This window comes from Streptomyces sp. JH002, from assembly GCF_050916115.1.
Taxonomy (GTDB): domain Bacteria; phylum Actinomycetota; class Actinomycetes; order Streptomycetales; family Streptomycetaceae; genus Streptomyces; species Streptomyces xiamenensis.
This window is the reverse complement of sequence record NZ_CP087989.1, coordinates 3,556,876-3,576,880: the sequence shown is the minus strand read 5'-3', so window position 1 is coordinate 3,576,880 and position 20,005 is coordinate 3,556,876. Positions and strand designations below refer to the sequence as shown.

Annotated in this window: 15 protein-coding genes and 1 tRNA gene; 10 read left to right on the top strand and 6 right to left on the bottom strand. The window is 71.6% G+C overall.

Features of this window, described 5'->3' with window-relative positions:
- Positions 1-7 precede the first annotated feature (7 nt).
- The gene (locus tag H7827_RS16240) at positions 8-529 is read left to right on the top strand and encodes an ATP-binding protein (RefSeq protein ID WP_432746059.1); all 522 of its coding nucleotides are present in this window, start codon (positions 8-10) and stop codon (positions 527-529) included.
- Between the two features lie 66 nt (positions 530-595).
- Here the strand turns inward: H7827_RS16240 and H7827_RS16235 are convergent, their stop codons facing one another.
- Positions 596-1,780, bottom strand: a complete 1,185-nt coding sequence (locus H7827_RS16235) for an SDR family NAD(P)-dependent oxidoreductase (protein ID WP_432747992.1) — start codon at positions 1,778-1,780, stop codon at positions 596-598.
- Between the two features lie 90 nt (positions 1,781-1,870).
- A complete protein-coding gene (locus H7827_RS16230) occupies positions 1,871-2,647 on the bottom strand; it encodes an IclR family transcriptional regulator (protein WP_432746057.1) in 777 nt (258 codons plus the stop codon).
- A gap of 154 nt (positions 2,648-2,801) precedes the next feature.
- Here H7827_RS16230 and H7827_RS16225 point away from each other — a divergent pair, with 154 nt between their 5' ends.
- From H7827_RS16225 to H7827_RS16190, 8 genes are all read left to right on the top strand, one after another.
- Positions 2,802-3,575, top strand: a complete 774-nt coding sequence (locus tag H7827_RS16225) for an SDR family oxidoreductase (RefSeq protein WP_432746055.1) — start codon at positions 2,802-2,804, stop codon at positions 3,573-3,575.
- Between the two features lie 16 nt (positions 3,576-3,591).
- Entirely contained in the window at positions 3,592-4,635 is a 1,044-nt protein-coding gene (locus H7827_RS16220; RefSeq protein WP_432746053.1) for an L-idonate 5-dehydrogenase, read from the top strand.
- A gap of 53 nt (positions 4,636-4,688) precedes the next feature.
- Positions 4,689-7,121 carry a polysaccharide lyase family 8 super-sandwich domain-containing protein gene (locus H7827_RS16215; RefSeq protein ID WP_432746051.1) on the top strand — a complete coding sequence of 811 codons (2,433 nt, stop codon included), beginning with the start codon at positions 4,689-4,691 and terminating at the stop codon, positions 7,119-7,121.
- 179 nt (positions 7,122-7,300) lie between these two features.
- Positions 7,301-7,987, top strand: coding sequence for a Crp/Fnr family transcriptional regulator (locus H7827_RS16210; RefSeq protein WP_432746049.1), 687 nt, complete (start codon positions 7,301-7,303; stop codon positions 7,985-7,987).
- Positions 7,988-8,099: 112 nt separating this feature from the next.
- Entirely contained in the window at positions 8,100-8,951 is an 852-nt protein-coding gene (locus tag H7827_RS16205) for a hypothetical protein (RefSeq protein ID WP_432746047.1), read from the top strand.
- A complete protein-coding gene (locus H7827_RS16200; protein ID WP_432746045.1) occupies positions 8,948-10,894 on the top strand; it encodes a hypothetical protein in 1,947 nt (648 codons plus the stop codon). The genes H7827_RS16205 and H7827_RS16200 overlap by 4 nt, the downstream gene beginning before the upstream one ends.
- A complete protein-coding gene (locus tag H7827_RS16195; RefSeq protein WP_432746043.1) occupies positions 10,891-11,739 on the top strand; it encodes a hypothetical protein in 849 nt (282 codons plus the stop codon). The genes H7827_RS16200 and H7827_RS16195 overlap by 4 nt, the downstream gene beginning before the upstream one ends.
- Positions 11,740-11,859: 120 nt before the next feature.
- Positions 11,860-12,348, top strand: coding sequence for a hypothetical protein (locus tag H7827_RS16190; protein WP_432746041.1), 489 nt, complete (start codon positions 11,860-11,862; stop codon positions 12,346-12,348).
- A 184-nt stretch (positions 12,349-12,532) separates the two neighbouring features.
- On the opposite strand, the gene H7827_RS16185 is transcribed toward H7827_RS16190, so the two are convergent.
- The 3 genes from H7827_RS16185 to H7827_RS16175 all read right to left on the bottom strand — a co-directional run bounded on the left by H7827_RS16185 (position 12,533) and on the right by H7827_RS16175 (position 15,705).
- Positions 12,533-12,606, bottom strand: a tRNA-Thr gene (locus H7827_RS16185).
- A 224-nt stretch (positions 12,607-12,830) separates the two neighbouring features.
- Positions 12,831-14,447 carry an alpha/beta hydrolase gene (locus H7827_RS16180; RefSeq protein WP_432746039.1) on the bottom strand — a complete coding sequence of 539 codons (1,617 nt, stop codon included), beginning with the start codon at positions 14,445-14,447 and terminating at the stop codon, positions 12,831-12,833.
- Between the two features lie 55 nt (positions 14,448-14,502).
- The gene (locus H7827_RS16175; RefSeq protein WP_030735343.1) at positions 14,503-15,705 is read right to left on the bottom strand and encodes a DNA polymerase III subunit delta'; all 1,203 of its coding nucleotides are present in this window, start codon (positions 15,703-15,705) and stop codon (positions 14,503-14,505) included.
- A gap of 186 nt (positions 15,706-15,891) precedes the next feature.
- On the opposite strand from H7827_RS16175, the gene H7827_RS16170 reads away from it, so the two are divergent.
- Complete coding sequence (locus H7827_RS16170) at positions 15,892-16,932, top strand: choice-of-anchor P family protein (RefSeq protein WP_432746036.1); 1,041 nt, start codon at positions 15,892-15,894, stop codon at positions 16,930-16,932.
- A gap of 76 nt (positions 16,933-17,008) precedes the next feature.
- On the opposite strand, the gene tmk is transcribed toward H7827_RS16170, so the two are convergent.
- Complete coding sequence (gene tmk, locus H7827_RS16165) at positions 17,009-19,945, bottom strand: dTMP kinase (RefSeq protein WP_432746034.1); 2,937 nt, start codon at positions 19,943-19,945, stop codon at positions 17,009-17,011.
- Between the last annotated feature and the right edge of the window lie 60 nt (positions 19,946-20,005).

The following is a 20,005-nucleotide window of genomic DNA, read 5'->3' as shown; positions in this document are numbered from 1 at the left end:
GGCGCAGATGTCCCCAGAACCCCAACAGCCGACCGTGCCCGCCCAGAACGCCACCTGCGCGGGGATTCCCCGCCTCGCCCCCATCCCGTTCGCCGAACCCTGGCGCTACGAACTCCACTTCCCCCGCGACCCGCGCGCCCCGCGCATCGCCCGGCTCACCCTCCGCACCGTCCTGCACGCCCACGGCCTCACCGAACTCACCGAGCGGGCCGAACTCCTCACCTCCGAGCTGGCCTGCAACGCCGTGTGCCACACCGGCGGACCGGCCTCCGTACAACTTCACTGGCGGCACCCCGTCCTCCGGGTCAGCGTGTGGGACACCAGCCCCGCGCTCCCCGACACCCCCGGCACACCCCGCCCGGCCCCTCCCCCGGACTCCCACAACGGCAGGGGCCTGCTCCTCCTCGACGCCCTCGCGGACCACTGGGGCGGCTGCGCCCTCGAAGACGGCCCCTGGGGCCCGGGCGGCAAAACCGTCTGGTTCGAACTCCGCCTCACCCCACCCGAGCCCGCCGCCCTCGCGGCCTGAACCAACTCCTCGCGCGCCCCGGACACGTGTCGGTGCACAGACACGTGCCACGTACCACCGTCCCCGCTACCAGGCCGCCTCGCGGTAGTCCTTCAAGAACACCCCCGCGACCGGATCCCCCGCCTCGCCGCGCACGATCGGGTCGTACACCCGTGCCGCGCCGTCCACCACGTCCAGTGGGGTACGGAATCCGGCGGCGGCCATCGATGCCTTCCGGGGCGCCTTGTTCCGTACGGCGAAACGGCCTTCCACCGCCGAGACGTTGACGATGTAGCGGCGTGGCCGGGGCGAGGCCAGCAGCAGCGGCAGCAGCCGGTCGCACAGCAGCAGCGGAGCGATGGCGTTGATGAGATGCGTCTCCAGGATCTCCGCGCCGTCCAGCTCGCCCAGTCGCACCGACCAGGAGTTGACCGGCGAGTGGTCCGGCAGCAGCCCGGCCTGGTCCACTTCCGCCAGGACACCGGCCGGCAGCTCCGCTGCGACGGTGCCCCGGAACCCGGGCGCAGCCAGGGTCCGCCCGGCTGGCGGCAGTTCGGCTGCCGCCCGCTCCCCGGCGGACAGCACCGCGTAGGCACCCGGGGGACGCCGTATGGTCTGCGCCGCGTTGTTCACCAGAACGTCCAGCGGCCTGCCCTCGCGCAGCAACGCGTCGCACAGCCCGGCGACCTGGCGCGGGTCGCGCAGATCGATCCCGATCACGGTGAGCCGTCCGAACCACTCCCCGCTGCCGGGCACGTCACGGAAGCGGCGCAGCGTATCCGCCGGGAACCGGCTGGTCACCATCAGTTCCACGCCGTCGCGCAGCATCATCAGCGCCAGCTGGAAGCCGATCTTGACCCGGCCGCCGGTGAGCAACGCCCGCCGCCCGCGCAGGTCGGTCCCCGCCTCGCGCCGCGCGGCATGGTCGGCGGCACAACCGGGGCACAGCGCGTGATAGAAGCGATGGACTTCGCGGTAGGGCTCCTTGCACACGTAGCAGCGCCGTGGCCTCACGTACCACCCGGGCGTCTCCCCGCCCACCGTCAGGGGCGCGTCCTCGATCCGTCCGGCGTCACCGGTCGCGGTGCGCCCCTGCACCAGCGCGTCCGCCTCCCGTGCCTCGGCCCGCCGCGCCCTGCCGCGCCGCCGCCGTGCCTCGCGGGTCAGCGGTGCCACCATCTGCTCCGCCCGCAGCCGCACCGGATCGTCGGCGGGCAGGGCCCGCAGCCGGGCGACGGTGGCGCCGAACGCCGCGAGCTCGTCCTCACCCATCCCCATGGGTCACCCCTCCCCCTGCCGCACCGGCACTCTATCCACCGCCGGACCGGGCCTACGAGCTGTTTCGGCGGGGGCGTACCGCCCTCAGCGTGCGGGCAGCCGGACGCCCAGTTCGGTGGCCGCTTCCCGGAGCACCGGCACCAGGGCGATCAGGTCGTCCAGGGAGCGGCGGAAGGCGGGGGCCGCGGTGGACAGGCAGGCGAACAGGCTGCCGTCGGGCCGCAGGATGGGGACCGCCACGGCGCGCAGCCCGGCGTGGTGCTCCTCGTCGGCCGTCGCGTACCCGTGTGCGGCGGCGCGGGCGACCTCCGCCCGCAGCACGTCCCGGTCGGTGATGCTGTGCGGCCCGTACGGGGTCAGCTCCACGCCCTCCAGCAGGTCCTCGCGCACCTCCTCGGGGGCGAAGGCCATCAGCACCTTGCCCATCGAGGTGCAGTGCAGCGGGCCGTGGCGCCCGGGCTCGCTGCGCACCCCGACCGGCAGCGGACCGTCCACGTAGTGCACGTACAGGTGGCGGGTGCCGTCGAGCACGGACATGAGGGTGGCTTCCTCGGTGCGCTCCGTCACGCGTCGCATCACGGGGAGCGCGGTGCCGGCGAATCCGTACGCCTGGCCCGCCTGCTGGCCGAGCTGGAACAGGCGCAGGCCCGGCTTGTAGCGCTTGCCGCTCGCCTCGAAGTCCACCAGTCCCTCGCGGGCCAGCGAGTTGACCAGCCGGTGGGCCGTGCTGACGGGGACGCCGCTGGCCCGGGACAGCTCGGAGAGCGTGATGCCGTGCGGATGCTCGCCGACCAGGACGAGGAGCCGGATCGCCCGGCCGACGACATCGGCCGGGACTGCGCTGGATTCGCTGGTGCTCACGCCCGAAAAGTTACCACTGAATGGAAATGCTTCCCATTCTGGGCTTGACAGCGCGCGGGCATCATGCCAACGATGATTTCCGGTCAGCAGATATGTTTTCCACTCAATGGGAAACCAGCAAGGCGGGCCGTGCCGCACCTGAGAGGACGACCCCATGAGCCACCCCCTGTTCGACGTCACCGGCAAGGTGGCCCTGGTCACCGGATCGAGCCGCGGCATCGGCCGGGCCCTGGCCCAGGGACTCCTGGAAGCCGGCTGCACCGTCGTCCTCAACGGCCGCGACGCCGCCACCCTGGAGGCCACCCGCGCGGAGCTCGCCGCGACCTTCGGCGACGCCACCGTCCTCGCCGAAGCCTTCGACGTCACCGACTCCACCGCCGTGGCCGCCGCCGTCGGCCGCATCGAGGAGCGGGCCGGGGCGATCGACATCCTGGTCAACAACACCGGCGCCCAGCGCCGCGCCCCCTTCACCGAGTTCACCGACGAGGACTGGCACGGCCTGCTCGACACCAACCTCACCAGCGCCTTCCTCGTCGGCCGCGAGGTCGCGCGCCGCATGGTGCCCCGGGGCCACGGCAAGATCATCAACATCTGCTCGCTCCAGAGCGAGGCCGTCCGGCCCGGCATCGCCCCGTACTCCGCCACCAAGGGCGGCCTGAAGATGCTCACCAAGGGGATGTGCGCGGACCTCGGGCCCTCGGGCATCCAGGTCAACGGCATCGGCCCGGGCTACTTCGACACCGAGCTGACCTCCGCGCTGGTCGCGGACGAGGAGTTCAGCGCCTGGGTACGCAAGCGGACCCCGGCCGGCCGCTGGGGCCAGACCGACGATCTCGTGGGCGCCCTGATCTTCCTCGCCTCGCCCGCATCTGACTTCGTCAACGGACAACTGCTGTACGTCGACGGCGGCATGCTCTCCGTCCTGTAACCCTCTGGAGCCCTTCATGCACCCCACGACCATCCGCGCCTGCACCGTCCACGGCGCCGGCGATCTGCGGATCGAGGAACGGCCCACCCCCGCACCCGCCCCCGGGGAGATCGCGGTCGCCATCGCGCTCGGCGGAATCTGCGGCTCCGACCTGCACTACTACCACCGGGGCCGGGTCGGCGACTTCGCCGTGCGCGAGCCCATGGTGCTCGGCCACGAAGTGGTCGGCCACGTAGCGGCTCTCGGCCCCGAGACGGAGGGCCCCGCCGTGGGCACTGCCGTCGCGATCCACCCCGCCACCCCATGCGGCAGTTGCCCCGAGTGCGCCGCCGATCGCCGCAACATCTGCGGGCACACCCGCTACCTGGGCAGCGCCGCCCACCTTCCGCACGTCCAGGGCGGGTTCGCCCAGCGCGTCACCGTGCCCGCCGCCCAGATCCGTACCCTCCCGCCCGGCCTCACCCTGCACCGAGCCGTCCTCGCCGAACCCCTGTCCGTCGCCCTGCACGCGGTCAACCGGGCCGGGGACGTACGGGGCAAGCGCGTCCTGGTCACCGGAGCCGGCCCCATCGGCTGCCTCGTCGTGGCCGCCCTGCGCCACCACGGCGCCGCCGAGATCGTGGCCTCCGACCTCGTGGACGAACCCCTGCGCATCGCCGCCGAGGTGGGCGCCACCGCCACCGTCCGGGCGGACCACCCCGAAGACCCGGCCTGGGCGGCCCCGTTCGACATCACCATCGAGGCATCCGGCGCCCCGGCCGGCCTGCGCACCTGCGTGGAACGCACCCGCCGCGGCGGCACCGTCGTCCTGCTCGGGCTGCTGCCGCCCGGCGAAGTGGGCCTGCTCGGCAACGTCGCGGTCACCCGCGAACTCGACCTTCGCGGCGCCTTCCGGTTCGACACCGAATTCGACGAGGCCCTGTCCCTCCTGGCTCAGGGCCTCCCCGTCGACCCGGTCATCACCCACACGTACCCGCTCGACCGGGCCACCGAAGCCTTCGACCTGGCCGGCAACCGCGAACTCGCCTCCAAGGTCCTGCTGGACCTCTCCACCACCTGACGGGTGTCTTGCCGCCCCCGTCCGGGCGTGGTTGCTTGGACGGGGGAGGCCCCATGGATTTCTCACGCCGCGCCCTGCTGACCACCCTGCCCGCGTCCGCCCTGCTGAGCGTGGCGGTGCCCGCGCGCTCCCCTGCCGCCGCGCCGGGAGTGGACGACCACGACAGAATCCTGTCCAACGCCCTCGCGATCCTGACCGGCACCCCGGAGTCCAACGCCCGCCCCGAAGTGGCGGCGCGACTCGCCGACATCGCGTCCACCGCCCAACGTCACCTCACCGCGATGGACGGGGCCGCACCGGGCGAACTCTTCCCGAACCTCCCCCTCGGCACGAGCGACCCGAACCTCCACACCACCTACCGCTACCTGTACGAGATCGCCCTCGCCACCCCGTCCCCGGCCACCCAGCGCCGCGTGATCGACGCCTTGGCCCAGCTCCACGACACGTACTACGGCGACCAGTCCCTGGGTTACTACGGCAACTGGTTCACCTGGGAGATCGGCATCTCCACCCACGTGACCAAGGCCCTCATCCTGCTGCGGGACGAACTCGCCACCCACCACCCCACCCTGACCGCCACCTACCTCGCCTCGATGGACGCCTACCTGCGCAACGGCAAGAACGGCGATGTCGACCTGGACTCCCGCTTCCACACCGGTGCCAACCTCGCCGACATCACCACCAACCGCATCCTCCAGGGCGCGCTGACGGGCGACGGCGCCCGCGTGACCAAGGCGGTCGCCGACCAACTCACCGTCTACGCCACGGTCGAGGAGGGCGACGGCTTCCACGCAGACGGCTCCTTCATCCAGCACGAATCGGTCGCCTACACCGGCGCCTACGGCAAGAACCTCCTCACCCGTGCCGTCCAGACCCTCAAACTCCTGCACGGCACGGGCTTCGCCCCCGCCACACCCCTGGCCCCGGTCATCCAGGGCTGGATCACCCACAGCTTCGCCCCGGTCATCTTCGAGGGCTGGCTGATGGAGATCGTCAAGGGCCGCACCGTCTCCCGCCCGCAGACCGGGTACGCGGACGTCTCCACCATCGTCGAAGCGGTCACCGACCTCTCCTCCCACACCTCAGACCAGGACGCCCACGTCCTCAAGTCCTACGCGAAATCCCTCGCCCAGGTCTCCCCCTCGCCCCCCGACCCGAAGGACTTCGTCTCCCCGGTCACCATCGCCGCGTACGCCGACATCCTGGCCGACCCCACCATCCCGGCCGAGGACCTCGTACCCGCGGAACATCACGCGGCCTTCAACGCGATGGACCGCACGGTCCACCGCCGCCCCGGCTACGCCTTCGCCCTGGCCCGCAGCTCGCGGCGGATCAGCAAGTACGAGTACATGAACGGCGAGAACCTCACCCCCTGGTTCCAGGGCGACGGCGCCCACTACCTCTACCTGACCGGCCAGGACCAGTCGCAGACCTTCGGCATCCACCACTTCACGACGGTCTCCCCCTACCACCTCGCCGGTGTCACGACCCCGGTCGAACCCCGCCGCACGATCCCGGACCTCTACGGCACCCCCTGGTACGACAACCCGGAGGCCGGCTTCACGGCCTCGTCCACGCGCCAAAACCAGTACGTCTACTTCCCCCTCGCCACCAACACCCACTCCGGCGGCGCCCACCTCGGCCCGTACGGCACGGCATCCCTCGTCCTCGGCGACGACGCGGCCCACGCCGCCCGCCACGAACTCCCCCCGGACTTCGTCACCTACGCCAACGCCCGCGCCACGAAGTCCTGGTTCATGTTCGACGACGAGATCGTCATCCTGACCACCGGTATCACCGACCCGGCCGGCCGCCCCCTGACCACCACCCTGGACACCCGCATCACCGACCCCGCCTCTCCCATGACCCTCGAAGAGGGCCCCGGCTGGCTGCACTGCACCGGCCCCGACTTCTCGATCGGCTACCTCTTCCTCACCGACACCACCCCCACCGCACACCTGACCACGGTGACCAACTCCCGCCGCCTGATCCGCACCGCCAACCCCGACACCTTGATCACAAAACAGATCTTCACCCTCCTCCAGGAACACCCCCCGACGCCCCACCCCCACTCACTGGCCTACGCCCTGCTCCCCAACGCCACACGCGCCCAACTGGCCTCATACGCCGACAGCCCCCTGACCATCCTGTCCAACACCTCCCACCTCCAGGCCGTCGAACACAAAGACCTCTCCCTCCTGATGGCCAACACCTTCACCCCCGGCCGCCACCAAGCGGGCTCCCTGACCATCGAGGGCCCCGCCTCCGTCCTCCTCCACACCACCCCCGACGGCACCCTCTCGATCGCGATCGCGGACCCCACCACGAAGCGCGACACCATCTCGGTCACCCTGATAGGACACAGCCTGCACGCCACATCCGCCGACGAGGGCGTGCGGGTGCGCCGCCTCCCGGACCGTACGCACATCCATGCGACCACCCACAACCTGCATGGCCGTACCCTCACGGTCCAAGCGCGTCCATAGACACCGCGTCAGGCCACTTCGATCGATGGGCAGTTTCGATCCGGTGATTTCGGTCCAGGCTGTTCCGGGCAGGCTCCGGAGTGGTGGCAGTGAGTGGCGCGTGGTCCCGATATTCCGGACCTGTCCGACCCGAAGTTGGCCATTTGTGGCGGGAGGGCGCGAACGTGCGGTCGGATCAAATGTGGGAAGCACTGGCCGGGCAGGGCGTGGAACGACGCTTCGCGGCAGGCGCGGTGATGTTACGGCAGGGCGCCCCCGGAACACACTTGCTGGCGCTCTCCGCCGGGCTGACCAAGGTCATCCAGCACCGGCCGGACGGAACCTGCCTGTGGTTGGCCTTCCGCGGCCCGGGCGAACTGCTCGGCGAGGTGTCAGTGCTCAGCAAAGGGCGTCTGCCCCGGGGCGCGGATGTCGTCGCTGTCACGGGATGTGTGACGCGTGTGCTGCACGCGGACTGGTTCCGGCGTTTCGTCCAGGCAAACCGCCTCGAGGCGGAACTGCTGGACCATGCGATGAAAAAGACCCGAGAGTCTGATGAGCACCGTGCTGAGCTGGTCACGTTATCGGTTCCCGAGCGGCTCGCACGCACCCTTCTCCGGCTTTCCGGCCTCGCCGAATCCCGACAGTTAGCCGGACTCACCCAGGAAGAGCTTGCCCAGGCAGTCGGCAGCTCGCGCAACAGCGTCGCCGAAGCGCTGCAACACCTCCGCGACGCCGGCGCGGTGACGACCGCCCGCAGGATCATCGACATCATCGATCCGGGCACGCTGGGAGCGTGGGCGGGCTACCCGTGTCTGCACGCCAGACATCGGGAGGCGAAGCCGTGCCCCCTCTGCCGCCGCCCCGGCATGGCGTCTCGAGTGTGAGTGCCCTCACCGCCCGAGTGCCCACTGCTGGGCACAACGCCGGGTAACCCGGGGAGAGGATCGGCGACGCCCCACAACGGGCCACCCGATCCTCAGGAGAGGCACGCACCTCATGTCTACCCACCTCCCCACCCCCATCCCCCGCCCCAACGCCGAGAGCCGTCCGCTGCCCGGATATCGGGCTCTCCTCGCTGTCGATGCCAAGGACTTCACCGGCCTGGCCGCCATCCAGCATTCGGCGGTCAGCATGGTGATCTCGGAGCTCGTAGACCGGGCCCTCACGGAGGCCGGTCTGACAGACTTGAGGGACACCAAGAGCTTCCCCGCCAACACCGGGGACGGAGTCGTCTTCGGATTCGACCCGGCCCATCTTCCCTTCGTCGTCTTCCCGTTCCTCAGGGTGCTCGACGGTCTCCTCGGTCGGCACAACGGCCAGTACGTCTCACCACGCCTGCGGATGCGCGCCAGCGTCCATGTGGGACCGCTGCCCGAGGCCGACGGCAACGGAACCGCTCGTAACGACACCCACCGGCTCCTCGACTCCCGTCCGGTCAAGGCGATCCTCGCCACCCCGGGCAGTGAGCAGACCACCCACTTGGCTGCGATCCTCTCCGACCGGGTCTACCAGGATGTCGTCCTCGGTGGCTATACAGGTCTCCGGCCCGACCACTTCATCGAAGTGCCGGCCACGGTGCCGGGTAAGGCCTTCACCCAACAGGCCTGGCTGTACATCCCCTCCCCGTCCGGTCACCTGCTGCGCAACGGCATCATCAGCGCCATCGAGGATTCCGCCACCACACCGTCCAAGGCAGGGACCGAATCACGACCGAGCGCTCCCGATGCCGTTCAGCCGCAACCCACCGGGGCGGGTCACAACCAGCATGTCGGACAGGGCCATGCGGTGATCGGCGATGTCACGGGCGGCCTCTCGGGAACCTTTGGCGTGCCGGGGGCCGGTCAGTGACGGAGAAACCGGAGGACGAACCCAGCCAAACAGGCGACCACCAGCGGGTCGAACAGGGCGCCGCCGTGCACGGCAGTGTGCAAGGCGATGTGAACCTCACCTTCGCCACCGCCACAAGGGTGGTCAAACCCCGCTTCCGCGAAGGCCCGTACCCGACCGAGGACGTCTCCGAGCGACTGCGCGCCTTCGTCGAGCCCCCTTCGTTCACCGCTTGCCGTGACGTACTGGACCGGCGCCGGGTGCTGTTGCTCATCGGGGCCACCGGTTCGGGCGCCGGCACCGCCGCGTTCGCCCTGCTGCGCGAGCGGCTCGGGGCGGGTGGCCGTGTCATCGGTCTCGATCCGAGCCGCGAGCTGGCCGACCTGAAGCCCGCGGAGAGCAGTGGGTATCTGCTGCGGGGCCTGAACGCGGAATCCGCCGGCGCACTGACGGATGTGGCGCTGACCGCGCTGCGCGAGCGGCTCCAGGCGACCGGCGCCCACCTGATCGTCATCATCAGCCCGGCACAGCGCCTGTCCTCCACAACCGCCCGCTGGCAGGTCCTCCACAAACCGCCGCACCCCGCGGAGGTCGCCCGCGCCCGCCTCGGGTCGATGGGCCTGACCGAAGAACAACTGTCCCTCGCTCTGGTCAACCTGGGCGATGTACGGGTCAAGGCGTACCTGGAGGCGAGCCAGGAGCCTGCTGTGGGCACCGAGGTGGCCGAGGAACTGCGCCACATCGCCCTGGGCACCAAGGAATTGCACGAGGCGCTGGGCGACCTCACCCGTTCCGCCGGCGACCACGCCACCCAGACACTGCGCGCTGTGCGCGAGGACAGTGACGCACTTGCCCTGGCCACTTCGGTCGCGCTGCTGGAGCACCAGGACCGAACCGTCATCGCCCGCTGCGCGGCCGGCCTGCGGCCCCTGCTCGACCCTTCCACCACCAGCCGGGAATCAGCGGGGACACCAACAACCGAAGTGGATGTGCTGGGTGACGACTTCGCCGCCCGTCTGCGGAAGGTAAAAGCCCATCCGCTGCCGCGCGTCGTCGACAGCGACAGCCGCTACTGGTTCCGCTACTGGATCGAGCCGATCACTTTCCAGCGCCGACACCAGGCCGACGCCGTCCTCAGTCGGCTCTGGCTGGACTATGACGGCATCGCCGACGCGGTGCTCACCTGGCTTCGGAGAGATTCAACGCGTTACTTCCCCGGTATCGACTACACCGCGGGGCGGGCCATCGGCCGGGTACTGCGCCAGGCGACCGGGCCTGATGTGTTACGGCAGCTGCGGCTGCTGGCCGAATCACCCGACCGCTGGCGACGACGGCTGGTGGCGTACGCGCTCAATGAGGCCGCGCAGGACGGGCTGGTGGCCGGGGCGGTCCGGGACCAGATGTGGCGGTGGAGCGGATATCAGAACGAGCACCTGCGCGCGACCGTGGCAGAGACCTGCGGCGGCGGCTTCGGTCTGATCCGGCCGGACCGGACACTGGGCCTGCTGGACCGGGTGCTGGCGGGCCCAGCCCGGGCCAGCGTACAGACCGGCGTCTCCCTTTCCCTGGCCGTCTTGCTGATGGAATCGGCGAACGCCAAACCTGTGTTCGATACATTCACCGATTGGATCGCCCGGCCGGAGGGTTCCGGCCAGCGCTCGTACGCGCTGGGGGCCATCCCGCGATTGATCACGGACTTCCTTCAGTTGGACGTCGACGATCCAGAACCGCTGCTACCTCTGGTGCGCAGGGCTCTCAACGACGCCCAGGCAAGGAAGGCCGTCGTGGACGCGCTCCTGAGGGCCGAGGAATCCCCCAACCCCCGCATCCGGGCTCGTGCCACGGCCCTCATCACCGCGCTCGCCTCCGGCGCCGGCGAGCAGCGCGGCATACGTACCTTGCTCGTTGCCCGCCTCCACCGGCGCGCCCGGGCCGAGAACATCGCAGAAGGAGCCGTCACATGAGCGCACCACTGGTGGAGCCGCTGACGACGTCGGCGTTCCGTTCCGTACTGCAGCTCCGCTCCCCCGCCAACGCCAGACCCGACCGGGCTCTGGTGCTGATGGCCCACGACGGCACGGCCCTGGTCGGCGTTCCGGCCGGGGAGTGGGGCGGGTTCGACTATCCGCAGCCGAAGGCGCTGCGCATGCTGGGAAGTGTCTTCGCGCGGTCCGGCTGGGTCTCGCTCGCCGAACGGCCGGACTGGGTGGACGTGGTGGTACCGGACGGTGGCACAGGGCCACAACCGGCGTTCCGGTACTCGGTGAGCTGGCAGGTCAGCGATCCGGTCATGGTGCTGTACCACCAGATCACCGCGGCCGATGTGCCCATCCGGATCGCCCGCCATATCGCCGAGAACGGCATGGGCTCGGGCGGGCTGCATGTCGTACCCGACGCCGGGATCATGTACCGCGTCCTCCAACAGCCGGGGACCGACCCGACCGGCGTACGCGCGGCGCCGCCGCTACCGGGCTCGTGGGACAGCGGCATGCTCAACGCCTTCCAGTTCTTCCGCGAGCTGGTCAGCGACGACCCGCGCGGCCTGGCGGCGATGTGGCTGCTGTACCACCCGCAAAACGCTAAGCAGGTGCTGGAGTGGACGGTTGAGAACCGCTCTCTCCTCCAGCCCCCGGAGAAACCGGCCGAACCCGAGCCCGCACCCGACAGCTGGGAAAGGTCGCTTGCGGTCGCGTTGCGTGATCTGACGGCGGCCGACCGCGCCTTCGTCGGGGTCAACATGGCGAGGCTCCTGAACGATCTCGGCATCCCGGAAGCCCAGGAAACCCTGGCCAAGGTCGAAGGCCGCTAGCAGGCGCCTCGTGTGCTCTCCTCAACAGCAGACAGGGGCGGGCTATGTCTGGATTTGTGCTGTGCCCGTGGTCGAAACCTGAGAGAAGATCACCGTCATCTACTCACCGGGGGTTCTCGTATGACTGACCAGCACCACCGCGCCTGCGGGCGCCCGACCCGCTCTGGGCGCCCCTGCAAGATCCGGATATCAGGCTCGGACGTGGCGTGCGGCACGCATGCCACGGAGCAGGACAAAGCCGTGGCCGAGGCCCATCGACGCGGGTGGAACGAAGGGTTCGCATCCGGCAAAGAGAGCAGCGCGCGCCTCTCCAGATCCCGGGTGGAACGGCTGGAACAGCGCGTCAAAGAACTTGAGGAAGAACTGGACAGTTCGAAGCGGGTGTACGAGATCGGCGGCCATCAGGTGGTGGACGTCGGCGGATACGCCTACCGCTGGCGTGGGAGCACACCACTGGAGGTCGGCGACCGGGTATTGCTGCCGGAAAACTATGTGAGCCGCCTGAAGTACGGGCCCGGTCCCACCCAGGGTGTGGCGAGCAAGCTCGGCACTACCTATCGCGGCCCGCTTTCGGACATCGTCAGCCGGGCGCCGGCACCGGGCGAGTAGGAAAACACCGGCACCTCGCGTCTTCTCCGATGAGCTACCAGCTGGTCGGCACAGGAGGTGAGCCCCGCCCTGAAGGCTCGGCGCGTACGCACACCGGCCGACGTTCACCGTGGCGGGGCCCCGACTATTACCGCGCATCAACTAAAAGGCCAGGTCAGAGTAGGTCTGACCTGGCCTTTGGGTGAGCCGCCTAAGGGAATCGAACCCTTGACCTACGCATTACGAGTGCGTCGCTCTGGCCGACTGAGCTAAGGCGGCGGGTGGTGCTCGATGATTCTACATGGGGGTCGGGGGTGGGGTGACACGGAGGCGGCGGCGGTGGAGGTCGTCCGTTGCCGCGCGCAGGGCCCGCAGGCGTTTGGCCCAGCGGTTGCAGTCCGGGCACTCGGTTAAGTGGGCGTCCAGTTGGGCGTCCGTCATGCCCGCGGGGAGGGGGTTGCCCTCCGTGCGGGCCGAGATCGCGGGGCGGTAGCCCGCGCAGGCTATGGGCAAGAAGCACCTTCCTCGGGACTGACGTTCTCCAGCAGGTAGTCGTTCACCATGGCGTCGATGCAGGCGTTGTCGCCGTAGGCGGTGTGGCCGTCACCGTCGTTGGTCAGCAGGATGCCGGATTCCAGCTGCTCGGCCAGGCCCTCGGACCAGGCGTACGGGGTGGCCGGGTCGCGGGTGGTGCCGATGACCAGGATGGGGTCGGCGCCGGCCGCCGCGATGGTCACCGGGGAGCCGCTGGGCTCCACCGGCCACACGCCGCACAGCAGGGTGGCCCACGCGAAGTCACGGCCGAAGGTGGGGGAGGCCTCCTCGTAGGCGGGCAGCTGGGCCAGGACCTCCTCGGGGGTGCTCGTCCCGGCCGGGCTGTCCAGGCAGCTGATCGCCGGGAAGGCGAACATCGTGGTGCCGTACGAGCCGTCCGGCTCGCGCTCGTTGTACGCGTCGGCCAGCTCCAGCAGCGGTGAGCCGTCGCCCTCGTTCATGGCGGCCGACAGGGCCTGCCGCAGCTGCGACCACAGGGACTCGCTGTAGAGCGCCATCGCCACGCCCGTCGTCGCCAGTGACTCGGTCAGCGGGCGGTCCTGGCCGGTCGCCAGGGGCTTCTCGTCCAGCTCCGCGAAGAAGGCCGACAGCCGCTGCGAGGCGTCGTCGCCGCCTTCGAAGCCCAGCGGGCAGGAGTTGCGGGCCGCGCAGTGGTCGGCGAAGGAGCGGAAGGCCGTCTCGAAGCCGCCGGCCTGTTCGCGGTCCAGGTCCAGGGTGGACAGGCGCGGGTCCACGGCGGCGTCCAGCACCAGGTGCCCGACGCGCTGCGGGAACAGCCCGGCGTACACCGCGCCGAGCTTCGTGCCGTAGGAGAAGCCGACGTAGTGCAGCCGCTCGTCGCCCAGCACCGCACGCAGGACGTCCATGTCGCGGGCCGACTCGATGGTGGAGATGTGCTCCAGCAGGCGCCCGGAGTTGGCCTGGCAGCCGGCCGCGAACTCCTCGTGCGCGGTCAGCAGCGCCTGCTGCTCCTCCGCGTCGTCGGGGGTGCGGTCCACCTGGGTCGAGGCGTCCATCTCGGGGCCGGTCAGGCACTCGATCGGCTCGCTGCCGCCGGTGCCGCGCGCGTCCAGGCCGACCATGTCGTACCGCTCGCGCACCTCGGCCGGGAAGATGTAGCTCGCCGAGCTCTGGGCGAAGTCCACCGCCGAGGCTCCGGGGCCGCCCGGGTTCATCAGCAGGGCGCCGATCCGGTCGGCGCCGCCGGCCCGGGCACGGGTGACGGTCAGCTGGATGTCGTCGGCCGGGTCGACGCTGGTGTAGTCGAGCGGCACCGTCAGCATCGCGCACTGGAAGCCCGGTACGCCGGTGCAGCCGCGCCAGGTCAGCTCCTGCTCGTAGTACGGCTGGAGGTCGGCCGAGATCTCCTCGGGCAGCGGATCGAGCGCCGGGGCGTCGATCGCCGAGCCGCCCTCGGAGCCCTCCGAGCCGCCGGTCGCGGTCTCCTCGCCGGACGACTGCGTCGGGCTGGGGCGTTCCTCCGCGCGCTCTTCCGAACTGCAGGCCGAGGCCAGCAGCAGTGCGCCGACCGTCAGCAGCGGTAGATACCGGGTCTTTCGAGTCATTTCGGGCCCCCGTGGCGTGCGTGACCTTGATCGCGGATCCCTGGAGCGTATCCGCTCACCGCAAGGCCACCGCCATCGCCTCCACCGCGAGCAACGGAGAAACATTGCGGTCCAGGGCCGTGCGGCACTCCAGGATCGCCTCCATGCGGCGCAGGGTGCGCTCCGGCGCGCTCGCCGCCGCCACCCGTTCCACGGCCGCCGCGCTCTCCCCGCCGGCCAGCGCGACGGCGGAGCCCAACTGCCGGGCCAGCACGTCGCGGTAGAACCCGGTCAGCTCGGTGAGCGCCAGGTCCAGGGCGTCCCGCTGGGTCCGGGTGGCGCGCCGTTTCTGGCGGTCCTCGAGGTCCTTCATCACGCCCGCGGTGCCGCGCGGCAGGCGTTTGCCCTCCGCCGCGCCCAGCGCCGCCCGCAGCTCCTCGGTCTCCTTGTCGTCCCGCTCCTCCGCGAGCTGCTTGGCGTCCTCGGCGGCGGCGTCCACCAGTTCCTGTGCGGCGCGCAGCGCGCCGCCGATGTCCGTCACCCGCTCCGGGATGCGCAGCACCGCCGCCCGGCGGGCCCTGGCCCGTTCGTCGGTGGCCAGCCGCCGTGCCCGGTCGATGTGCCCCTGGGTGGCCCGCGCGGCGGCCTGCGCCACCTCGGGATCGACACCGTCGCGCCGCATGAGTACGTCGGCGACGGCGGCCACCGGCGGGGTGCGCAGCGACAGCGTGCGGCAGCGGGAGCGGATGGTGGGCAGGACGTCCTCGGTGGACGGTGCGCACAGCAGCCACACGGTGCGGGGCGCGGGCTCCTCGACGGCCTTCAGCAGGACGTTCCCCGCGCCCTCGGTCAGGCGGTCGGCGTCCTCCATGACGATCACCTGCCAGCGGCCTCCGGCCGGTGACAGCTGGGCGCGGCGGACCAGCTCCCTGGTCTCCTTGACGCCGATGGTGAGCAGGTCGGTGCGGATGACCTCGACGTCCGCGTGGGTGCCGATGAGGGAGGTGTGGCAGCCGTCGCAGAAGCCGCAGCCGGGTGCGCCGCCCAGGGCGCGGTCCGGGCTCAGGCACTGGAGGGCGGCGGCGAACGCCCGCGCCGCGGTGGCCCGGCCGGATCCGGGCGGGCCGGTGAACAGCCAGGCGTGCGTCATCGAGGACCCCGCCAGCCGCGGCTCCTGCCCGGCGTCGATCGCCGTGACGTAGGCGTCGGCGTCCCGGGCCGCCGCGGTCAGCTGCGCCGCCACCCGGTCCTGGCCCACCAGCTCGTCCCAGACCGTCATTCCGTCACTGCTCCAAGCCGCTCCACACCGCTGAATGCCGTCCCTCATTGTGCCGTCTTCCACTGACAGTCCGGGACCCGCGGTTCGCTGCGCCGTTCGGAGCACGGCGGGTGGGGCGCGTAGACCTTTGATCCCATTCATCACACTATGTGGTCATCGTGTCACGATGATTGGAGTCCCCGGCTCATGTCCCCCCACAAAGCCCTCCCCGCCGTCACCCTGGCCGCCGTCCTGGCCGTCGCACTCCCCGGCTCCGCCCAGGCCGCCGACCCCACCGGCTTCGCCGCCACCGGGTTCACCGCCACCCTCGGCAGCACCGTCCAGATCACCGAGGCCCGCGCCGCCTACCCCACCGGGCCGGTACGCGCCGACGTGTCCTCCGCCCGCTTCAGCTCCCTGGGCACCGTCGCCGGCATCTACGCCGTCACCGGCGAGCACCGTACCGGCGGGACCGCGGCCGAGGCCGGGGTCGCCAGCACCGAACTCGACCTCACCGCCACCACCCTCAGCACCGGCTCGGTCAGCGCCCGCTGCGTCACCGAGCCGGACTCCGCACCCACCGCCCGGGTGCGCGTCAACGACGCCGTCGTCGCCGTCCCCGAGTCCGCCCGGGTCAACGTCACCGGCAACCCGCAGCCCAACACGACCCTCCAGCTGCCCGGCGGTCTCGGCCGGATCGTCCTGAACGAGCAGGTCACCGGGGCCGACGGCTCCCTCACCGTCAACGCCCTGCGCCTCACCCTGGGCGAGGGCGCCGGCCTCCTCGCCGGGGATGTCGTCATCGGGTCCGTCACCTGCCCCTCCCTCGTCCCGCCGCCGGAGGAGGAAGAGCAGGAGGAGATCGAGGAGCCCGCCGAGGAAGAGGCCGTCGTCGAGGAAGGCGTGCTCATCTCCGTCGCCGAGGACGCCGACGCCGGGCACGGGGTCAAGGACGTGGTCTTCGACGTCGTGGACGAACGCGGCGCCCTCATCGACACCTGCACCACCGACGCCAGCGGCCGGTGCGGCGTGGCCTTCGTGCCCGGGGACCGCACGTACTACGCCTGTGTCTCGCAGACCCCCGCCGGCTACGGCATGCCCGCCCCCGACGAGGTCTGCGACGGCCCCTACCGGGTCGCCCCCGGCGCGGAGGTGACCATCCACGAGCCCTTCCCGCTGCTCCGGGCCGAGACAGGGACGGAGGCCGGGGACGAGGCCGAGACGCTCCCGGCCCCCGCCGAGCGGTAACCCGCGGCCCCCGACAAGCCGGAACGGCGCTTCCCCCGCAGGGGGAAGCGCCGCTCCACGCGTCGACCGGCCGGATTCAGCGGCCCTTGCCGTCCTCGTCCTCGTCACGGCGGCGCCCCAGCAGCTCATCGGCGAGCGTCGGCAGATCATCGAGCGGGGTCTCCTCGGCCCACGCCGGACGCGACCGCTGCTGCGGATCCTCCGGGGGGTTCCCGCGCCCTTCCTCGTCCACCTTCGGGATCGGCCGGGTCTCCCCCGCCTCGCCCGGCTTGGGCAGTACACGCGTCTCGTCGTTCCCCGGGCCCGGGTACGAGTTCGGGATCTGCATCGTCTCGCTGTTGCTGTCGGCCCCGTCCGTGCCCGAAGGCCGGTCGGTGTCCTCGACCTGCGGGATCTGCACCGTCTCGCTGTTGTCGGCCTTCGCAAGCCGCGCCCGCTCGGCCGCGAGCAGCGCCTCCTCGGCCTTGCGCTGCACCTCCCGGCGCCGCTCCTCGGCCTGCGCCCGCAGCCGCGCCTCCTCCTCGGCCTCCCGGCGAAGACGCTCCTCCTCGGCACGCCGCAGCCGCTCCTCGGCCTCCCGGCGGCGCCGCTCCTCCTCGGCCAGCCGGCGCGCCTCCTCGGCGACCCGCCGGGCTTCCTCGGCCTTGCGCCGCTCCTCGGCGAGCCGCGCTTCCTCGGCCTCGCGCGCCTTGCGCTCCTCTTCCTCCGCCCGCAGCCGCGCCAGCTCCTCCTGGCGCTCCCGCTCCAGGCGCTCTTCCTCCTCCTTGCGCAGGCGCTCCTCCTCGGCGCGCCGCCGCGCCTCCTCCTCGGCCTTGCGCCGGGCCTCCTCCTGCTCCCGCAGCTCCTGCTCGCTCAGCGGCAGCATCTGGTCCAGCCGGTGCCGTGCCGCCGTGGTGACGGACTCCGGGTCCTGCCCGGCGTCGACCACCAGATAGCGCGCCGGGTCGGCGGCGGCCAGCGCCAGGAACCCGGACCGCACCCGCTGGTGGAACTCGCTCGGCTCCGACTCCAGGCGGTCCGGCGCCTCCGTGAACCGCTCGCGCGCCGTCTCCGGCGACACGTCCAGCAGCACGGTCAGGTGCGGCAGCAGCCCGTCCGTCGCCCACCGCGAGATCCGCGCCACCTCGGTGGCCGACAGGTCGCGCCCGGCGCCCTGGTAGGCCACCGCCGAGTCGATGTACCGGTCGGAGATCACCACCGCGCCCCGCTCCAGCGCGGGCCGCACCACCGTCTCCACGTGCTCGGCCTTGTCCGCCGCGTACAGCAGCGCCTCGGCCCGGTGCGAGAGCCCGCCGGTGGAGACGTCCAGCAGGATCGTCCGCAGCCGCTGACCCACCGGCGTGGCTCCGGGTTCGCGGGTCACCACCACCTCGTGGCCCTTGCTGCGGATCCACTCGGCCAGCTTCTCCACCTGCGTGGTCTTGCCGGCTCCGTCGCCACCCTCGACGACGATGAAGAACCCGTTCGCGGCCGTCGCCTGCACCGGCTCCACGCCGCCGCCGCGCACGGCCGTCACGAGGTCACGGCGCAGCGGTACTCCGCGCCGGTCATCCGTACGGCCCAGCACCAGCGCTCCGACCGGCAGCAGCAGCGCGCCGATGATCATGAGCGTGTACGCCGCGCCCCCGTGGTCGATGACGAAGTCGCCGCGCTCGACCCGGTGCGGGCCGATCAGCGCCGCCACCAGCGGGGCCACCAGGACCCCGAGCCCGACCGCGATCCGGACCACGGCGTGCAGGTGCTGCGTCAGCCGCGGCCGGCGGAACTCCTCGGTCTCCTGGTCCAGCAGGACGTGCCCGGTGGCCGCCGCGACCCCGGCCGCCACACCCGTGGCCACCGCCGTGAACAGCACCGTCGCCGGGTCGGCGATCATGCCGACCCCGAACAGGCCCAGACCCGTGACCGCCAGCGCCAGCGCGAAGACCCGCCGCCGCGACAGGGCGGGCAGCACCGCGGACGCCGAGCGCACCCCGGCCGCGACCCCGCCGGTCAGCCCGGCGACGAACAGGCCGTAGGCGACCGGGCCGCCGCCGAACTCCAGAACCCGCAGCACGCCCAGCGCGACCGCCGCGGCCACCGCCGCCGCCAGCGCGGCGCACCCCAGCACCAGCACCGGGATCGCGCCCGTACGCCCGCGGTCCGGGGTGGTGCCGGCGGCCGGCCGGCGCAGCCCCTCCAGCGGCGACACCGGGCGGCGCCCGTCGCCCACCGGCAGCTTCAGGAAGTACAGCACCGAGATCGAGGCGGCGAAGAACCCGGCGGCAACGTACGAGGCCAGCGCCGCCTGGTGCTGGCCGAACCAGTCGATCCCGGTGGCCAGCAGATTGCTCACCAGAGTGACGGCCACCAGCACGGCGGCCGCGGCCGGCACCGACAGGAACGCGCTGCGCAGCCACAGCCGGCGCAGCGCCTCGCCGTGGTCGGGCAGCGGCCGTACGGCGGCGCCCTCCGGCGGCGGGGGCGGCAGCAGGGCGGGGGCCACGCCGTCCTTGGCGGTGGTCCACACCCGCTCGGCGAGCCCGGCCACACCGAGCGTCACCAGCAGGTAGATGTAGGCGCTGTCCGGCACCCACACGATCCACAGCGGGGCGACGATCAGCAGGGAGGCGCGCAGCCCGTCCACGCCGATCATCGTCCAGCGCCGGTCCAGCTTTCCGGCCGGCGCGAGCAGCTTGCTGACGGGCCCCAGCAGCAGGACGCCGCCCAGCACCCCGGCCGCGACCCGTACGGTCAGCGCGAGCGTGATGGCCAGCGCCACACCCCGGTAGCCGCCGCCGAACAGCATCTCGCCGCCCGCGGTGACGTGGAACGCCGCCTGCACGGACAGCAGGGTGATCACCAGGACGGCGAGGATGTCGCCGATACCGCCGGTGAACTGCGCCTCCCACAGGCGCCGCAGCTCCGGCACCCGCAGCAACGCCCGCCGGGCGCGCTCCCGGGAGTCCGCGGCGAGTGCCTCGTCGGTGGCGCCGCAGGTGGGGTCAACAACCGGGTGTTGCTCTGCTCGCGTCATTCGGCCAGCGTAACCGCCACCACCGACACAGGCGTCAGCTACCCGAACATTTGCCCGGGG

What these genes read in the sequence shown, in the direction of transcription:
- H7827_RS16210 (WP_432746049.1), top strand. Translation starts at nt 7,301, where the DNA reads ATGTGGGAAGCACTGGCCGGGCAGGGCGTGGAACGACGCTTCGCGGCA.
- tmk (WP_432746034.1), bottom strand. Translation starts at nt 19,945, where the DNA reads ATGACGCGAGCAGAGCAACACCCGGTTGTTGACCCCACCTGCGGCGCC.
- H7827_RS16235 (WP_432747992.1), bottom strand. Translation starts at nt 1,780, where the DNA reads ATGGGTGAGGACGAGCTCGCGGCGTTCGGCGCCACCGTCGCCCGGCTG.
- H7827_RS16170 (WP_432746036.1), top strand. Translation starts at nt 15,892, where the DNA reads ATGTCCCCCCACAAAGCCCTCCCCGCCGTCACCCTGGCCGCCGTCCTG.
- H7827_RS16205 (WP_432746047.1), top strand. Translation starts at nt 8,100, where the DNA reads ATGTCTACCCACCTCCCCACCCCCATCCCCCGCCCCAACGCCGAGAGC.
- H7827_RS16190 (WP_432746041.1), top strand. Translation starts at nt 11,860, where the DNA reads ATGACTGACCAGCACCACCGCGCCTGCGGGCGCCCGACCCGCTCTGGG.
- H7827_RS16175 (WP_030735343.1), bottom strand. Translation starts at nt 15,705, where the DNA reads ATGACGGTCTGGGACGAGCTGGTGGGCCAGGACCGGGTGGCGGCGCAG.
- H7827_RS16195 (WP_432746043.1), top strand. Translation starts at nt 10,891, where the DNA reads ATGAGCGCACCACTGGTGGAGCCGCTGACGACGTCGGCGTTCCGTTCC.
- H7827_RS16225 (WP_432746055.1), top strand. Translation starts at nt 2,802, where the DNA reads ATGAGCCACCCCCTGTTCGACGTCACCGGCAAGGTGGCCCTGGTCACC.
- H7827_RS16215 (WP_432746051.1), top strand. Translation starts at nt 4,689, where the DNA reads ATGGATTTCTCACGCCGCGCCCTGCTGACCACCCTGCCCGCGTCCGCC.
- H7827_RS16180 (WP_432746039.1), bottom strand. Translation starts at nt 14,447, where the DNA reads ATGACTCGAAAGACCCGGTATCTACCGCTGCTGACGGTCGGCGCACTG.
- H7827_RS16240 (WP_432746059.1), top strand. Translation starts at nt 8, where the DNA reads ATGTCCCCAGAACCCCAACAGCCGACCGTGCCCGCCCAGAACGCCACC.
- H7827_RS16220 (WP_432746053.1), top strand. Translation starts at nt 3,592, where the DNA reads ATGCACCCCACGACCATCCGCGCCTGCACCGTCCACGGCGCCGGCGAT.